The sequence below is a fragment of the Faecalibacterium sp. I2-3-92 genome (assembly GCF_023347315.1).
In the GTDB taxonomy this organism is placed as follows: Bacteria; Bacillota; Clostridia; order Oscillospirales; family Ruminococcaceae; genus Faecalibacterium; species Faecalibacterium duncaniae.
The window spans coordinates 62,795-79,420 of sequence record NZ_CP094470.1 but is presented as its reverse complement, the minus strand read 5'-3'; the positions used below and the strand labels follow the sequence as shown (position 1 = coordinate 79,420).

The following is a 16,626-nucleotide window of genomic DNA, read 5'->3' as shown; positions in this document are numbered from 1 at the left end:
AGCGTTTGAATGGCGTATGTGACTGTTCCCAAAGATTTGACCCATGTAAAATCCAAAGTCTTATTCGGGCTGACCAAGCGGCAGCTGGTCTGCTTCGGCGGTGCGCTCCTCACGGGCGGACCGCTTTATTTTTTGGCCCGGAACTATCTTTCCAACAGTGCAGCGGCCCTGCTGATGATTTTTGCCATGCTGCCGGGGCTGCTGTTCGCTCTGTTCGAGCGGCACGGCCAGCCCCTTGAAGTAGTGATTCAGCAAATGATTCAGTGCTGCTTTATCCGTCCCAAGGAAAGGCCCTATCAGACCAACAATGCTTACGCCGCCCTTGTGCGGCAATACAAAATGGAACAGGAGGTAAAGACCATTGTCCAGAAAAACGATACCCCGCGAAACCGAAAAGCCCAAAAAGCTCACCCGCACCCAGAAAAAAGAAATTGATGCTGTTCTCCGCAAGTACAAGGGTGACGGCAAGCCCCGCACGGCACAGGCCACCATCCCGTATGAGGCCATCTACCCGGACGGTGTGTGCCGCATTGACCGACGCACGTTCTCCAAGTGCATTGCCTTTGAGGACATCAGTTATCAGCTGGCCCAGCCGGAAACGAGGACCGCCATCTTTGAACACCTGTGCGACCTGTACAACTATGTGGATGCCTCCATCCATGTGCAGCTTTCGTTTCTCAATCGCAAGGTTGACCCGGTGCAGTATGCAAAAAGTTTTGAGATCGCACCGCAGGGGGATGATTTTGACGACATCCGCGCCGAGTACACCGCCATCCTGCAAAAGCAGCTTGCCAGCGGAAACAACGGCATTGTCAAAACCAAGTACCTGACCTTCACCATCGAGGCAGACAATCTAAAAACCGCACGGGCGCGGCTGACCCGCATTGGTCTTGACCTGCTGGGCTATTTCAAGACCATGGGCTGCGTGGCGCACGTCATGGACGGACGGGCGCGTTTGGAGGTGCTGCACGGCATCTTCCACCCGGACGGCGAACCGTTCCGCTTTGAATGGGACTGGCTGGCACCCTCCGGCCTGTCCACCAAAGATTTTGTGGCTCCATCCTCCCTCTGCTTCGGTACGGCCAAAACCTTTGGTTTGGGCGGCAAGTATGGAGCTGTGAGCTTTTTACAAATCCTTGCGCCGGAACTTTCGGACGAAATGCTGGCCGACTTCCTCAAAACGGAAAGCGGGATTCTCGTCAATCTCCATGTGCAGGCCATCGACCAGACCGAGGCCATCAAAACCATCAAGCGGAAGATCACAGACCTTGACGCCATGAAGATTCAGGAGCAGAAAAAGGCTGTCCGTTCCGGGTACGACATGGACATCCTGCCCAGCGACCTTGCCACTTACGGCGAGGACGCCAAAAAGCTGCTGAACAAATTGCAGACCCGGAACGAACGGCTTTTCATGCTGACCTTTCTTGTGCTGAATGTGGCCGACACCAAGCAAAAGCTGGGCAACGATGTGTTCCAAGCCGCAGGTGTGGCACAGAAGTATAACTGCTCGCTTGTCCGGCTGGACTACCAGCAGGAACAGGGCCTTGTGTCCAGCCTGCCGCTGGGCATCAACCAGATAAAGATTCAGCGCAGCCTTACCACCTCCAACGTGGCGGTGTTCGTGCCCTTTGTAACGCAGGAGCTTTTCCAGAGCGGTGCGGCCATGTACTACGGCATCAACGCAAAATCCCACAACATGATCATGCTGGACCGCAAGCAGGCCCGGTGTCCCAACGGCTTGAAGCTGGGTACGCCCGGCAGCGGCAAATCCATGAGCTGCAAGTCCGAAATCGTCAGTGTGTTTTTAACGACCGCTGACGATATTTTTATTTCAGACCCAGAGGCCGAGTATTACCCGCTGGTCAAGCGGCTGCATGGGCAGGTCATTAAACTTTCGCCCACCAGCAAGGACTATGTAAATCCTCTGGACATCAACCTGAATTATTCCGAAGATGACAGCCCGCTGGCCTTGAAGTCGGATTTTGTGCTGTCGTTCTGTGAGCTGGTCATGGGCGGCAAAACAGGTCTGGAAGCGATTGAACGCACCGTGATAGACCGTGCCGTGAAAGCCATCTACCGCCCCTATCTGGCGAATCCCTGCCCGGAGAATATGCCAATTTTGTCTGACCTCCACCAAGCCCTGCTCGACCAGCACTTGCCGGAAGCGGACCGGGTAGCGCAGGCATTGGACTTGTATGTGTCCGGCTCGCTGAATGTGTTTAATCACAAAACGAATGTGGACATCCACAACCGGCTTGTGGCCTTTGACATCAAAGAGTTAGGCAAGCAGTTAAAAAAACTGGGGATGCTCATTATCCAAGACCAGATATGGGGCCGCGTCACCCAGAACCGCAGCCAAGGCCGGGCCACATGGTATTTTGCAGACGAGTTCCATTTGCTCTTGAAAGAAGAACAGACCGCTGCTTATTCCGCAGAAATCTGGAAGCGCTTCCGCAAATGGGGCGGTGTGCCCACAGGCGCCACCCAGAATGTGAAGGACCTTCTTTCTTCCCCGGAGATCGAAAACATTCTGGAAAACAGCGACTTTATCACGCTGCTGAATCAGGCATCCGGCGACCGCAAAATCCTTTCGGAACGGCTGAACCTCTCCGCAGACCAGCAGAAGTACATCGACAATTCGGAACCGGGCGAAGGACTGCTGATTTTTGAAAACGTGGTGCTTCCGTTTTCCAACCCCATCCCGAAAAACACACAGCTCTATAAGATCATGACCACCCGGCTCAGCGAGGTGGTGGAGCTATGAGCTTAACACATTTCAGCTTGTTTTCCGGCATCGGCGGCATCGACCTTGCCGCGGAAGCAGCGGGGTTTACCTCTGTCTGTCAATGCGAGTGGGCGGCATTTCCCGCCGCTGTGCTGGCAAGCCACTGGCCGGAAGTGCCCCGCTTTCAGGACATCACCACCGTAACAAAGGAGGCTTTCTTTGAAAAAACAGGACTTCGCACCGTCACCCTCATTTCAGGCGGCTTCCCGTGCCAGCCGTTCTCCACCGCAGGGCGGCAGCGCGGCTTCCACGATGAACGCTACCTGTGGCCCGAAATGCTGCGGGTTATCCGGGAATTGCAGCCCCGTTGGGTGCTTGGAGAAAATGTTGCTGGCTTCCTCCGTATGGGGCTCGACAAAACGCTCATTGACTTGGAGCAGGCAGGTTACGATGTTCGGGTTTTCGTATTACCTGCTGCTGCCGTTGGCGCGTGGCACGAACGGAAACGGGTATTCATCATCGGCTCCGCTGCTTCCCACACCCCTTGCCAGCGACACCGGGGATGTGGGCAAGGGGCTGGACATCCAAATCTCTGCGAATGGCAGTTACCGCAAGATGAACAAGGATGGCAAGGCGTGGACGGCGCGGCTTTCCCATGTGGTCTACCGGATGACCCCCACCACGCTGGAAAAGCCCTATCTCAACCCGGATTGGGTAGAGTGGCTGATGGGTTTCCCGCGCAAATGGACGGACATTCCCTTTGGGCCGAAGAACCCGCCGACATCCCGCGCCTGACCGAAGAGGTGCCGAACCGCAGCAAGCGGATGAAAACGCTGGGCAATGCGGTTTCGCCGCCGCAGGTGTTCCCGATTCTCAAATACATTGCAGACATCGAAACGGGCCGCTGTCCGATGGGAGGTGAAGAACCTTGAAAGAATTGCAGGCAAAAGCCAAAGTCACCCAGACCATGACCCGTGACAGTCTGGTGGTAGAAAATCAGGCTAACGGCACTGTGGAGAATGTTTCCTGCCGGGAAGCGGAACAGGATTATTCCCTGGATGCCGAGGGCAAGGCCGAAAAAATTCTGGAACGGGCCGAGGACATCAAGGACGGGCATAAAAATAAAAAGAAAGCGAAAAAGGCAGCAGAAACAGCGGCCACCGCCAAAAGTGAAGATGGTCTGCACCGTTCCGCTGCCCGTTTGGAATTGACCGAGGACGAACGAACAGACCCGGCATTGCAGCCGTTTATTCAAAAAGCGGAAGCAAAGGCCGACAAGCTGGATGCGGCCCGCGCCGCTCTGCCGAAGAAGCGTGTCCCGGTCAAGAAAAAAGGTTACGATGCAGCCAGCGGCAAGGCAAAATCCACCCTGCGGTTTGAGCAGCAGGACAAAGGCCCGCCCAGCCTGAAACCAAACCCGGCCAGCCGCCCGCTGTCGGAAGCATTGCTGTTCGCTCACGGAAAAATCCACGAGGTCGAACACGAAAATGTGGGCGTGGAGGGCGGCCACAAAGGTGAAGAACTGGTGGAGCGTCAGACCGCCAAAGCCATCCGCAGCGGCATCCGGCACCACAAGATGAAGCCCTACAAGGCCGTGGAAAAGGCAGAGCGTCAGCTCATGTCTGCCAATGCAGAATACTTTTACCAGAAATCTTTGCGGGACAATCCGCAGATCGCGCAGTCCGCCAGCAATCCCATTTCCCGGATGTGGCAGAAACAGCGTATCAAGCAACAGTACGCCAAAGCTGCACGGCAGGCCGGACAAGCCGCCGCACAGGGTGCAGCCACTACCGCAGAAAATGGTTTCCGGGTAACAAGGCTGGCAGCCGAAGGCGGCGAACGGGTGGCCGAATTTGCTGCCCAGAACTGGAAAACCATTCTGATCGTGGCCGTGTTCGGTCTGCTGGCTCTGCTCTTGATAACGGGCTTGCAGTCCTGCACGGTGATGGCGGGCACCGCTGGAACCGGCGTGACGGCATCCTCTTACTTTTCCAAGGACAAGGATATGCTGGGTGCAGAGAAAGCCTACGCCAAGCTGGAACAAAAACTGCAACGGTATCTCGACACCTACGAGGCCACCCACAACTACGATGAATACCATTTTTATCTGGACAAAATCGAGCATGACCCCTATGTGCTGATCTCGATTTTGTCCGCGCTCCATGATGGCGTTTTTACATTGGCCGAGGTGCAGGGCGAATTTGAAATGCTCTTTGAAAAGCAGTACATCCTGACCGAGACCGTGACCATGCAGATACGTTACCGTACAAAAATGATGGTCATTATTGGTCCGTATGGCGTGCCGCAGGTTATCACCTACCAAGAACCGTATGAATACTACATCTGCACGGTCAAGCTGAAAAACAAGGATTTGTCCCATTTGCCCGTGGAAGTGCTGACCGAAGAACAACTCAGTGCTTATTCGCTCTATATGCGCACGCTGGGCAACCGGCCGGATTTGTTTGGGCAGGCACAGTACCCCAATGCGTCCACCATCAAGCAGCCCACCTACTACGATATTCCCCCGGAAGCACTAAAGGATGATAGGTTTGCCGCCATGATGGAGGAAGCAACCAAGTACATTGGCTACCCGTATGTGTGGGGCGGCAGTTCGCCCAGCACCAGCTTTGATTGCAGCGGCTACATTTCGTGGGTGCTGAATCATTCCGGCTGGAATGTGGGCCGCCAGACCGCACAGGGCCTTTACAACCTCTGTACCCCTGTTTCGACGGCGCAGGTCAAACCGGGCGACCTTGTGTTTTTCAAGGGAACCTACGATACCCCCGGCGTGAGCCATTGCGGTATCTATGTAGGCAATTCCATCATGCTGCACTGCGGCGACCCTATCTCTTACACAAACCTCAACTCAAAATATTGGCAGGAACATTTTTACAGCTATGGGCGTTTACCATGACGCCAGAAAGGATTTTGTATGGCAAAAAGACTTTCCCGCATTGAGCGCGATATTGAACGGCTCAAAGAAAAAATCTCTGAATACCAGCAGCAGTTGAAAGAACTGGAAGCTGCAAAGACTGAACAGGAAAACTTGCAGATCATTCAGCTGGTGCGCAGCATGAACATGAAGCCGGACGAGTTCGCAGCCTTCCTGCGCAGCGGTGCGCTGAACGCTGCACCCACTGTCACCCCGTACCACAAACAGGAGGATGCCGCCAATGAAACCTGATTGGAACCGCCGTTTTGCAGCTGGGCTGCTGGCTATCCTGCTCTGCCTCTGCTCCTTTTCCATGCCCGCTTTTGCAAGCGGCTCTGACCCTGCCCCGGAACCTCTGCCGGAGATTATCGAAGAAGAACCCACCACGGGCGGCATGGAGCCGGAGGGTGTGCCCATCACGCCCAAAGGCAACGCAACACTGGTGGATGATTTTTACGGCGACAAGCAGCTTATCACCGTGACCACCAAGGCCGGGAATTATTTTTACATCCTGATTGACCGCGCCAACGAGGACAAGGAAACGTCCGTTCACTTCCTGAACCAAGTGGACGATGCCGACTTGCTGGCCCTGCTGGATGAAGAACCGCAGGACACCGAGTTCTGCACCTGCACCGTGAAATGTGAGGCCGGAAACGTCAACGAAAACTGCCCCTTGTGTGAAAAGAGCCTGCGCAACTGCACGGCCCCGGAAGCGGTGAAAACCGACACCGAAACGCCGCAGGAAAAGCCCAAGTCCAACATGGGCAGTCTGATAATCCTGCTGGTGCTGGCTCTGGCGGGCGGCGGCGCAGCACTCTACTATTTCAAGTTCCGCAAACCCAAGGCCGACACCACCGGGCACGATGATCTGGACGAATACGATTTTGGCGAGGACGAAGATGCAGACGAGGAACCTGCTGAAATCGAGATTCATTCGGAGGATGGACAGGAGGACGAAACATGAGCGTTCAGCTGGTAATTGCCGAAAAGCCCAGTGTAGCCCGCAGCATCGCCGCCGTGATCGGGGCCACTGAAAAGCAAAACGGCTATTGGCAGGGCGGCGGGTATCTGGTCAGCTGGTGCATCGGGCATCTGGTGTCCTTTGCGGAAGCGGGCCAGTACGATGAAAAATACTGCAAGTGGAAGTATGAAGATTTGCCCATCCTGCCCCAGCCGTGGCAGTTCATTGTCCCGGACGAAAAGAAACAGCAGTTTGAAATTGTGCGCTCTCTGCTCAACCGCCCGGATGTGGACAGTGTGACCGCCGCGACCGATGCAGGTCGGGAGGGAGAACTGATTTTCCGTTTCGTCTACCAAATGGCCGGCTGCACGAAACCTGTGAAGCGGCTCTGGGTTTCCAGCATGGAGGATGCCGCCATCCGGGAGGGCTTTGCAAACCTGCGCCCGGATTCGGATTATGATGCGCTGTACCAATCGGCCCTCTGCCGTGCAAAAGCAGATTGGCTGGTGGGCATCAATGCAACGCGACTGTTTTCGGTGCTGTATCACAAAACCCTGACGGTAGGCCGGGTGCAGACCCCGACACTGAAAATGTTGGTGGACCGGGACGCAAAAATCCTGCGCTTCCAGAAAGAAAAGTATTACACGGTCGGCATCCATTCCGGCAGCCTGAAAGCAGACAGTGGGTGCATTGCGGATGCAGAAACCGCAAATTCTCTCAAAGAAAAATGCACGAGTGCAGTTGCCGTCTGTACTTCTGTCAAACGGGAGAAAAAGACAGAACAGCCGCCCAAGCTCTATGACCTGACCACCTTGCAGCGGGAGGCAAACCGCCTGTTCGGTTTCACGGCAAAGCAGACCCTTGATTATGCCCAGCAACTTTACGAAAAGAAACTGCTGACCTATCCCCGCACCGACAGCCAATATCTGACCGAGGATATGGGCCAGACAGCACAACATCTTGTGTCTGACCTGCTGGGGCTGCTGCCCTTTGCCCAAGGGCTTGGCTTGACCCCGGAAGTGGGCCGGATTCTGAACAGCAAAAAGGTATCGGACCACCACGCCATCATCCCCACGTCCGAATTTGTAAAGCAGGGGTTCACTGGTCTTGCGGAAAGTGAGAGCAAGCTGATGAACCTTGTCTGCTCCAAGCTGCTCTGCGCCGTGGCTGCGCCCCATGAGTACGAAACGGTGACTGCTGTGTTCTCCTGCGCCGGGAACGAGTTCACCGCCAAGGGAAAGACGGTGCTTGTTCCCGGTTGGAAAGAAATCGACCAGCGGTTCCGCTCCAACCTGAAAGCGGATACCGAGGAAGAAGTGCTGAACACCCTGCCGGAACCGGCCGAGGGACAGAGTTTTTCCGTGATGGCTAACGTTTCGGAACACTTCACGTCCCCGCCGAAAGCCTACACCGAAGATACGCTCCTGTCGGCAATGGAGCGGGCCGGGGCCGAAGATATGCCGGAGGAAGCGGAACGTAAGGGGCTGGGCACTCCGGCCACCCGTGCCGCGATTCTGGAAAAACTGGTGCAAATGGGCTTTGTGCAGCGCAAGGGTAAGCAGCTTGTCCCCACCAAGGACGGCATCAATCTGGCGGTGGTTCTGCCGGAAAGCCTGACCTCTCCCGCTCTGACTGCTGAATGGGAAAACCGTCTGACCGAGATTGCCAAAGGCAGCGCAGACCCGGACGAGTTTATGGCCGAAATTGAAGCGCAGGTGCGTCAGCTGGTCAAGACCTATTCCTGCATCAGCGCGGACAAACAAAACCTGTTCCAGTCGGAACGGGTTATCATCGGCAAGTGTCCCCGGTGTGGTGAAAACGTCTATGAGGGCAAAAAGAATTTCTACTGCGGGAATCGTAGCTGTCAGTTCGTGATGTGGAAGAATGACCGCTTCTTTGAGCAGCGCAAAAAGGCGTTCACCCCAAAGATCGCCGCCGCTCTGCTCAAAAACGGTAAGGCAAAGGTCAAGGGCCTCTACTCCGAGAAAACAGGCAAAACCTATGATGCAACAGTACTTCTAGCAGATACGGGAGGCAAGTACGTCAATTACCGGGTAGAGCGTAAGGGATAAAGAAAACGAGGGCCGGTTATGGTAAGGTGAAGCATTCATTTTGCCATAACCGACTCTCTCTATCCGTAGGATAGCAAAATAAAGGAGTTTACATCATGGAGCAGAAAGTTATTCCCATTATCCTGAACGGAAAGGACAGCGCGGAACGCATGAAAGAAATTACGGACCGGCTGGAAACAGGGATTCAGCAGTTGTTCGACAGCGACCGCTACAAGGCCTACCTCACCACGATGGCGAAATTCCACAATTACAGCTTCAACAACACCTTGCTGATCGCCATGCAGGGCGGGCAGCTGGTGGCGGGCTTCAACAAGTGGAAAGACACGTTCCACCGCACCGTAAAGAAAGGCGAAAAAGGCATCAAGATTCTGGCTCCTGCGCCGTACAAGGTCAAGCAGAAGATGGAAAAGCTGGACGAACAGGGCAAGCCGATTCTGGACAAGGACGGCAAGCCGCTGACCGAGGAAAAAACGGTACAGATTCCGGCGTTCAAGGTGGTGTCCGTGTTCGATGTCAGCCAGACCGAGGGCGCACCTCTGCCCTCTATCGCGGTGAATGAACTGTCCGGCAGCGTGCAGGACTACCAAGATTTTTTCAAGGCATTGGAGCAGGCATCCCCGGTACCCATCGGGTTTGAGGACATCGAGGGCGGGGCGCATGGTTACTTTCATCTTCTCGACAACCGCATTGCCATCCAAGAGGGCATGAGCCAGTTACAGACCATCAAGACGGCCATCCACGAGATTGCCCATGCCAAGCTCCACGCCATCGACCCCAACGACCCGGAACAGACCAACCGCCCGGACAGCCGCACCCGCGAGGTGCAGGCCGAAAGCGTGGCCTATACTGTCTGCCAGCACTATGGGCTGGACACGTCTGAGTATTCGTTTGGCTATGTGGCTGGGTGGAGTTCGGGCCGGGAACTGGCGGAACTGAAAGCCTCTCTGGAAGTTATCCGCAGCACAGCCCATGAGCTGATCTCTGCACTGGACGAACATCTGGCAGAGCTGCGCCAGCAGCGGGAAGCAGACCTTTCTGCTGCACAGGAGACTGCATTTGTGCTGGACAGTGGCAACACCCTGTTCATCCAGACCTGTGATTCTGGCTATGACTACACTCTGTATGGCCCGGACCACACGGCTCTGGACGGTGGGCAGCTGGACGCGCCCGGTCTGACCCTGCCAGATGCCGGGCAGGAAGCACTTAATCTGCTGGGGCAGACAGCCGCAGTGTCGGAAGTCCTGTTGGGCGACAAGCTGGCGGCGTTCCAAGAGGCGGCGGAAAAGGCAAACGAAATTCCCACGCCCATTAAAATTCCAGACCCCGCCGCAGAGCCTACGGTCACGGTTCTGTGGAGTGAAAGCGACAAGCTGCAGGACGGCGAAATCATGCCGCTGTCCGTGGCAAACCGAGTTTTTGAAAAACTGGACACCGCCCAGCACACGGACCGGGAAAAGGACGGCTACACGGGCGGCTGGTACGACAAGACCGCATTCCGTATTGATTTTACCCTGAACGGCCAGCCCGACAACTACGAGGGACGGCAAGATTTTGGTGACGGAGAGGGTTCTTTGGTTCAGCATATCCAGAACTACCACGAATACTACGCCAAGGACGAGAACTGGAAAAATTTTGTTCTGCACAACAAAGGCCCGGAAGCGTGGGAACAAGACAAGGCAGAGCGGGAAATGGTGCTGACCGAGTTTATCCCGTACCTCAAACAACATTGCAATCTTTCCGCTATGGAGCAGACCGCCGCCACCGCTTTGCAGGAGGGGCAGAACATTTCGCCGGAACAGGCGGCCTATTACAACGCTGTTGTGGCCTATGTGCAGGACTGCCGCCCGCTGCTCAACCAAGGCCAGTATGACTTGCCGGAACCGCCCAAGCTGGCCGACTTTGACCAGACCTTGCAGGACTATAAGGCACAGGTACAGGCCGAGATCGCGCAGGAAGCTGCCGATGCTGGAATGACCGTAGAGGAATACGCAGCGGCAGGCTTTGAAGCACCGCAGCAGGACAGCTTTTCCATCTACCAGCTGCGCAATGAAGATTCCACCCGCGATTACCGTTTTGAGCCCTACGACCGCCTGCAGGCCGCTGGTTTGTCCGTGGACAAGGCCAACTATACGGAGGTTTACGCCGCGCCGCTGGCTGCTGGCACCACGTTGGAGGACCTCTACCGCACGTTCAACGTGGACCATCCGGCAGATTTCAAGGGACACTCACTGTCTGTTTCGGATGTGGTGGTACTGCACCAGAATGGGCAGGACACCGCCCACTACTGCGACAGTGTGGGCTTCCAGCAGGTGCCAGAGTTCTTGCGGGAAAACCCGCTGTGCACCGCAGAACTTTCCACCGAACAAAACGAAAATATGATTGATGGCGTGCTGAACAATACGCCCTCTCTGGGCGAATTGGAGGCCAAAGCAAAAGCCGGAGAACAAATCTCTCTGACGGACCTTGCCGCCGCAGTCAAGGCCGAAGAAAAGGCACCAAAAGCCAAGAAGTCCCACACGGCCAAGCCGAAAAAGCCATCCATCCGGGCACAGCTGGATGCCGCAAAAAAGGAGCAGAGCAAGCAAACACCGCCACGGGAAAAGACAAAGGAATTGGAGGTATAAGCCGTGCAAAAATTTGAAAATATGGATGTGATCGCTGCGCTGGAAGCCATTATGCACCAGAACACCGCATACTATCAGAGCGATTTTGCCTATGACATCAAGATGCTGCGGGAGGCCGCCCGCAGCGACCAGCCGGAAGATAAGCTGCTGTTGTGGCTGTCCCGGCCTTCTGGAACATTCTGCTTCCGGGAACGGGACGTGCTGCTCAAAGATACCCAAGCCTACAACACATGGAAATTTTGCGGCGAGCAGACCCACGACAGGATTCTTGCCTATGCGGTGGAGCTGACCGGCGCAGCCAATGGAACCGTGCAAGGCAATCTGTATGAATTGGACTATCAGCAGCATTTCCAGCACATCCGGGAAGCCGCCCTGCCCGTGGGTGCCAACCGTCTGATCTACGAAAGCGGGATGCGGGAGATTGGCCCGAAAGAGCATTTCGACAGCCGCCCGGACAAATATTTTGGAGAGTTCGTGCGGTATGAAATGCAGCCCCGTGACCCGGAACTTCTGCAAGCGGCCATCCGGCAGGAGCAGCGCAGCAGGGAACCGGCACGGCCCGGTGATTTCAAAGAACATCTTGCGGAACTGCACACTGGGCTGATCGAGGCCGAGGCTCAGCGCATTGCAACCAATATGAAGCGGCTGGCTGCTCCTAACAGCCCAGACAAGAATCATTTTATGGTGGAGGTATCGCCTTATTTCACCAAGCTGGCATCCAGCCGGGACACGGACCAGCTGCTTGCCATGCTGCCGTACAAGTCCCTGCACCTGTCCAGCGTGAAAGACCGTTTTGGCATCTACGCGCTAGTTGACAAAAACGAGAACCGGGACAAGGGCATCTGTAAGCCCCGTGCTTCCGTTCGCAAGCAGCTTTCCGAAACAAAACAGGCCGCCAGCCCGAAAAAGGCAGCGGCCCGCAGCAAGCAACACGAAATGGAGGTCTGACGCATGAATTTCAGCGTAGAAGAAGAAAATTTGATTTGTATGTACCACACTTCTGACCGCCGTCGAACGATGGCGCGGATGCTCGCCGCCCTGCCGGACATGGACACGGAAATGCGGCGGCTGGTGAACGGGACCATTGCCAAGTTGGAGCGCATGACCGATGCTGACTTTGACGGACAGAGGTTTGATTTCACGGGTGAGTGATACCGCCAGCTTGACAACCACACATTATTTTCAATCAAAGTAATGTGTCGTTGTCAACACAGAAATAGCCGGACACGGTGGCCTTGGGGTTGCTGTGTCCGGCTATTTTTCATGTATCAGTCTTTATCTTTTTTCTCGGTGGGATTTTCCGACAGTTCGGCGGCATCTTCTACAATGTCGGTCACAAGCTGCTGGAAGTCAAACGCATTCTTTTCTGTGATAACAGGCTTGCCGGTTTCCGCTTCAAGAGCCTGCCGTGCAATGCCGGCCACCTTGCCGCCACGTTTGGCAACCTGCTTGTTTTCTTCAAAGGTCTGTGGCTTTGCAGTTTTGGAAATATCCGTGGTGGAGGCTTCGGCCAGCATGGTCAGCACAAGTTCCAAATCGGTCATGTTGTCCCGGAGATTTTCTTTTGTCAGACCTTTCAGCCGCTTGTACTGCCCCGTGGTCATGCCGGACCATGCGCGGGAGATTTCATCGGTCAGGATGGCGTACTCCTTGCCCTTTTGCACTCCGCGCTTCTTCCATTCGTCTGTCAGTTCGTTTCGGATACGGATTGCCAAAAGCCGCTGGTGAATCCATTCTTCGGAGTAGCCTTTCTTCAAATAGGTATCAAGCGCACGGTCAATGGCCTGCTCCGGGTCGATTGTTTCCTCGATGCGTTCTTTGCCTACCATTGCCAGCCATGCCTTGAACGGTTCAGCTTTCGGAGATGGGATTGACTGGATGATGCGCAGGAGCTGTTCAGTGTTAGCGACATCCGTTTTGCGCTTTTTGCCGTCAGGAGCGGTCATTTTCAAACCATTACAATTTGTAATGGTTTCATTTCCTTCGTCTTTAAGACGCTTTTTTAGAACGCGCCAATAGTTCTGTGGGTCTGCGCTGTCAGTCAGAACAGCAATCACATCAACGATGGCAAAATACCATTCTTCCTTTTCTGCATCCCATGCAGTACGAATTTTCTGATCTTCAAAAAGCTGGATAGAGCTGTTATCGTTCACTTCTGCCATAGAGGGTCCCTCGCTTTCGTTGTCTAAGTCTATTTTACATGATTTCGGGTGGAAACGCCACCCGGTCTAAGCGTTTGGGGTTCAAAAATCCGAACAATATTTTGTGCAGATTTACCGTTCCTGCATCTGCTCCTTTCCCGGTGTTGTCCGTAGGATGCCGTCCACATTCTGCTTGATAATGCCATACTCCTGCATCTGGCGTTTGGCTTCGGTGTACTGCTGTTGCAGCTGGTCTTTCTGCTCGGCCAGTTGCTTATACTCGTTTTTCAGGGCGTAGAGGTCGGGCAGCTTTTGAAAGCCCTGCTCTTTTAGAGCTTTCGCCGCTGCTTCATAGAGAATCAAGGTTCCTTCATGCTTACGTCGGAACTGCTTTTTGTCAGCAGCCCGCTGATACTCCTGCAACAGTGGGTGCAGTTCCTTACAGGTGGTGACATCCTTTATCAGCACGGCCATTTCTGCAAGCCGGCGCTCTGCTGCTTTCAATGCGGCGGCAGCTTCGGTGCTGGCGGCGGTGATCTCGGCCACCCGGCTTTCCAAATCCGGGTAACTATCAATTTCATGCTCCGTCAGAAAGTTCAGCGTCCGGGCAGCCTGTTTCAGATTGTGGAGTTTTGCCCACTTCTCGTACCCTGCGGACTGCTGGGCCTTGATGCTGTTCTCCAAATCAATCCGCAGCGAAATTTTGCGGTTTTCTTTGGGCTTCCGCTCCGCAAACCGCCCTTTGATGCGCTCGGTGATAGCTTCTTCGGTGTAGGCTTCGCCCAGCGTTTTGCAGCGAGTGAACCGCCCCTGTCCGGGTGCACGGAACGAAACATACTTGCCCCGCTTGACTTCATAGCCCTGCTCCTGCAGGAGCCGCAGAAAATCGTCAAAATCCTTGGCCTGCGGGATGGCTGCATCTATGTCGGCTTTCAGCTTCGCCTTCCAACTCGTGCCCTTGCGGTGCGCGTCCCACTCGGCATAGCTCTTGCCCCTGTCTTGGCCGGGCATTACCACGGACAGGCCGTGTTCCTTGCACAGACGGTCGCTGGTGCGCCGGATGTAGGCATAGCTCTGGCGATTGGAAACATACTTTCGTTGGTTCACCATGTCCACGGCGCAAAAGATGATGTGGTTGTGGACGTGCCCTTTGTCAATGTGGGTGGTCAGCACATAGGGATATTTTCCTTGCAGGACTTCATCTGCAAGCTGCCGACCAATCTCGTGGGCCTGCTCCGGCGTGGTTTCGCCCGGCGCAAAAGACTGTATCAAGTGGTGGGCCAGATTGTTGCCTTTCTGCATGGCCTGTGACAGCAGCAGTTCAAATTCGATGTCGGCGGTTTCGTAGGAGCAGGCAAAGGAGGACACCAGCATTTTTTCGTCCGTCTTGGCCGGATTCTCGATGTAGTCCAATGCCTTTTTCAGCGTTGACTTGATAGGATGTATCTTTGTAACTGCCATATCTGCGCCAATGCTCCCTTGATGTCCGCAACGTCTTGTGTGTACAGCGGCCCCATGCTGTTCAGCCGCCGTGCAATCTGATTGACATTGACACCGATCTTCTGCAATTCGGCGGTCTGTGCCCGGATGTCAGTGGTGTCGATGTGGACAACATAACCATCTATCAGCATCTTCCGGGCGTAGGCAGAAAAATTCCGTGTGTGCAGCAGAGCCATCTTCTGCCGGATAAGTTCCTGTTCCTCCGGCGTCACGGGAACACGCAGAACAATTTTTCGGGTTCGGTTCGTCATAGTTTCACCTCGTTTCTTGGGGGTCTGGGGTACTCCCCAGCAAGCATTTCTGCCGGGAGTGGCTACACTCCCTATGCTTGCTACGTTACCTTTCCCCACTACTATGACACCACAACACCCCCGTTTTGCCCGCAAAATGCAAAAAAATAAGAGGACGCTTTTTGCATCCTCTCAATAACCGTGCGTGGCAATCAGACACACGCCGGTTCTTTTTCCTGTTCATGGATTCGCAGGGCACCGTCAATGGCACCTTCTACGATGGGTAAGTATTCTTCCGGGCAAAGCTGCAGCTTGTGGCTGACCCGCTGACGCTCTGCACTTTCTTCCCGCATGAGTTCCGGGTTGAAGTAGCGTTCCACGGGTAGACCGCATATTCTTATCAGCTGAATCACCACCGGCAAGCTGGGCAGCGTGCCTTCGTTCTCGATATTCGCAAGATACCGGCTGTCACAATGTATCATGTCAGCCAGCGCACTGCGGGAAAGTTGTTTTGCCTTTCGAGCTGCCTTGACATCCGCTCCGAACGTTTCAAAGCCGGGACAGTCCTCAATTTTCGCCATTCTGCATCACCCATATACATTTTATAGTTCATGAGCGATTGGCGAAATGTTGCTATGTCCATTCTGTCTACATTTTATAATTCATATTTTGATACTGCTATCATTCACTTGATTATACATAATCCTTTGCAGTGGTTGTCAAAGCGAACACAAGAATATAAACACGAACGCTTCCTTTCCTGCCAAGATCAAAATAACATACAGCATCCAGAAGTTCATTCCAACGATATGTAGAGAGTTAAAATGCCACTTGTTTGAGTAACAGTAAAGCTTAAATTCTAGGTAAACTGCTCTATTTTTTTTCGTCTTTATTCTAAAGGATTTATTTGATTCTCTTTTAATAAAGCAATCCATGCTTGGATTGCTTCCACCAGTACATACTGCTGACGCAAAACAGCCATACCTGTTGCGGGAATACTGGGTTCATTTTCTTTTTTCTGTATATTATATTCCAGATAGGATTTTAAGGTACTAATATTTTCCTCAATTTCTGCTATACACGATTTTTGCTTTTCAGGTGGCAAGGAATCCAAATTCACAATAACTGCGTTGAAGTCTAGAAAAATGTTAATAGGTTTTTCAGAAATCTCAAACATGAGCCGTTCAAATTCTGCTTCTCCGGCATCCGTCAGGGAATAAATCACTTTTTCTGGCATCTTCCCTTCTTTTACGATTTCGCCTCGGATTAGCCCCTTTTCTTCTAACTGAATGGCTTTTTTATAAATGGATGGAGTGCTGATTTTTACCCATTTGGATATGTTTCTATATTCTACCAACTTTTGAATATCGTAGGCACTCATTGGCTCCTTTTTCAATATTCCCAATACAATTAAATCTATGGTTGCCATGTGGAATCACGT

At 53.8% G+C, this 16,626-nt stretch carries 15 protein-coding genes; 10 read left to right on the top strand and 5 right to left on the bottom strand.

The window, feature by feature from the left end; translation table 11 throughout:
- Positions 1-9: 9 nt before the first annotated feature.
- The 10 genes from MTP42_RS00350 to MTP42_RS00305 all read left to right on the top strand — a co-directional run bounded on the left by MTP42_RS00350 (position 10) and on the right by MTP42_RS00305 (position 12,466).
- Entirely contained in the window at positions 10-435 is a 426-nt protein-coding gene (locus MTP42_RS00350; RefSeq protein WP_249257702.1) for a PrgI family protein, read from the top strand.
- Positions 362-2,764 (top strand): VirB4-like conjugal transfer ATPase, CD1110 family, encoded by a 2,403-nt coding sequence (locus tag MTP42_RS00345; protein WP_249257701.1) that lies wholly within the window; start codon positions 362-364, stop codon positions 2,762-2,764. The genes MTP42_RS00350 and MTP42_RS00345 overlap by 74 nt, the downstream gene beginning before the upstream one ends.
- Entirely contained in the window at positions 2,761-3,657 is an 897-nt protein-coding gene (locus tag MTP42_RS00340; protein WP_249257700.1) for a DNA cytosine methyltransferase, read from the top strand. Before MTP42_RS00345 ends, MTP42_RS00340 begins: the two co-directional genes overlap by 4 nt.
- A complete protein-coding gene (locus MTP42_RS00335; protein ID WP_249257699.1) occupies positions 3,654-5,639 on the top strand; it encodes a C40 family peptidase in 1,986 nt (661 codons plus the stop codon). Before MTP42_RS00340 ends, MTP42_RS00335 begins: the two co-directional genes overlap by 4 nt.
- Before the next feature lie 18 nt (positions 5,640-5,657).
- Positions 5,658-5,909 (top strand): DUF4315 family protein, encoded by a 252-nt coding sequence (locus tag MTP42_RS00330; RefSeq protein ID WP_005935081.1) that lies wholly within the window; start codon positions 5,658-5,660, stop codon positions 5,907-5,909.
- Entirely contained in the window at positions 5,899-6,621 is a 723-nt protein-coding gene (locus MTP42_RS00325; protein WP_249257698.1) for a DUF4366 domain-containing protein, read from the top strand. The genes MTP42_RS00330 and MTP42_RS00325 overlap by 11 nt, the downstream gene beginning before the upstream one ends.
- Positions 6,618-8,690 carry a DNA topoisomerase 3 gene (locus tag MTP42_RS00320; protein WP_249257697.1) on the top strand — a complete coding sequence of 691 codons (2,073 nt, stop codon included), beginning with the start codon at positions 6,618-6,620 and terminating at the stop codon, positions 8,688-8,690. Before MTP42_RS00325 ends, MTP42_RS00320 begins: the two co-directional genes overlap by 4 nt.
- Before the next feature lie 95 nt (positions 8,691-8,785).
- Positions 8,786-11,314: a YodL domain-containing protein gene (locus tag MTP42_RS00315; RefSeq protein WP_442899443.1), complete on the top strand. Its 2,529-nt coding sequence runs from the start codon at positions 8,786-8,788 to the stop codon at positions 11,312-11,314.
- A gap of 3 nt (positions 11,315-11,317) precedes the next feature.
- On the top strand, positions 11,318-12,262 hold the full coding sequence (locus tag MTP42_RS00310) for a hypothetical protein (protein WP_442899442.1): 945 nt from the start codon (positions 11,318-11,320) through the stop codon (positions 12,260-12,262).
- Positions 12,263-12,265: 3 nt separating this feature from the next.
- Entirely contained in the window at positions 12,266-12,466 is a 201-nt protein-coding gene (locus MTP42_RS00305) for a transposon-transfer assisting family protein (RefSeq protein ID WP_249241263.1), read from the top strand.
- 116 nt (positions 12,467-12,582) lie between these two features.
- Here the strand turns inward: MTP42_RS00305 and MTP42_RS00300 are convergent, their stop codons facing one another.
- The 5 genes from MTP42_RS00300 to MTP42_RS00280 all read right to left on the bottom strand — a co-directional run bounded on the left by MTP42_RS00300 (position 12,583) and on the right by MTP42_RS00280 (position 16,614).
- The gene (locus MTP42_RS00300; protein ID WP_249257696.1) at positions 12,583-13,476 is read right to left on the bottom strand and encodes a BRO-N domain-containing protein; all 894 of its coding nucleotides are present in this window, start codon (positions 13,474-13,476) and stop codon (positions 12,583-12,585) included.
- Between the two features lie 111 nt (positions 13,477-13,587).
- Positions 13,588-14,916, bottom strand: a complete 1,329-nt coding sequence (locus MTP42_RS00295) for a relaxase/mobilization nuclease domain-containing protein (RefSeq protein ID WP_249257695.1) — start codon at positions 14,914-14,916, stop codon at positions 13,588-13,590.
- Positions 14,877-15,206: a plasmid mobilization protein gene (locus MTP42_RS00290; protein ID WP_015536573.1), complete on the bottom strand. Its 330-nt coding sequence runs from the start codon at positions 15,204-15,206 to the stop codon at positions 14,877-14,879. The genes MTP42_RS00295 and MTP42_RS00290 overlap by 40 nt, the downstream gene beginning before the upstream one ends.
- 191 nt (positions 15,207-15,397) lie before the next feature.
- Positions 15,398-15,766 (bottom strand): helix-turn-helix transcriptional regulator, encoded by a 369-nt coding sequence (locus MTP42_RS00285; RefSeq protein WP_249257694.1) that lies wholly within the window; start codon positions 15,764-15,766, stop codon positions 15,398-15,400.
- 308 nt (positions 15,767-16,074) lie between these two features.
- Positions 16,075-16,614, bottom strand: a complete 540-nt coding sequence (locus MTP42_RS00280; RefSeq protein WP_097793623.1) for a PadR family transcriptional regulator — start codon at positions 16,612-16,614, stop codon at positions 16,075-16,077.
- Positions 16,615-16,626 lie beyond the last annotated feature (12 nt).

Coding starts and splice junctions, on each gene's coding strand:
- MTP42_RS00290 (WP_015536573.1), bottom strand. CDS start 15,206: ATGACGAACCGAACCCGAAAAATTGTTCTGCGTGTTCCCGTGACGCCG.
- MTP42_RS00305 (WP_249241263.1), top strand. CDS start 12,266: ATGAATTTCAGCGTAGAAGAAGAAAATTTGATTTGTATGTACCACACT.
- MTP42_RS00280 (WP_097793623.1), bottom strand. CDS start 16,614: ATGGCAACCATAGATTTAATTGTATTGGGAATATTGAAAAAGGAGCCA.
- MTP42_RS00330 (WP_005935081.1), top strand. CDS start 5,658: ATGGCAAAAAGACTTTCCCGCATTGAGCGCGATATTGAACGGCTCAAA.
- MTP42_RS00350 (WP_249257702.1), top strand. CDS start 10: ATGGCGTATGTGACTGTTCCCAAAGATTTGACCCATGTAAAATCCAAA.
- MTP42_RS00340 (WP_249257700.1), top strand. CDS start 2,761: ATGAGCTTAACACATTTCAGCTTGTTTTCCGGCATCGGCGGCATCGAC.
- MTP42_RS00295 (WP_249257695.1), bottom strand. CDS start 14,916: ATGGCAGTTACAAAGATACATCCTATCAAGTCAACGCTGAAAAAGGCA.
- MTP42_RS00315 (WP_442899443.1), top strand. CDS start 8,786: ATGGAGCAGAAAGTTATTCCCATTATCCTGAACGGAAAGGACAGCGCG.
- MTP42_RS00300 (WP_249257696.1), bottom strand. CDS start 13,476: ATGGCAGAAGTGAACGATAACAGCTCTATCCAGCTTTTTGAAGATCAG.
- MTP42_RS00325 (WP_249257698.1), top strand. CDS start 5,899: ATGAAACCTGATTGGAACCGCCGTTTTGCAGCTGGGCTGCTGGCTATC.
- MTP42_RS00285 (WP_249257694.1), bottom strand. CDS start 15,766: ATGGCGAAAATTGAGGACTGTCCCGGCTTTGAAACGTTCGGAGCGGAT.
- MTP42_RS00320 (WP_249257697.1), top strand. CDS start 6,618: ATGAGCGTTCAGCTGGTAATTGCCGAAAAGCCCAGTGTAGCCCGCAGC.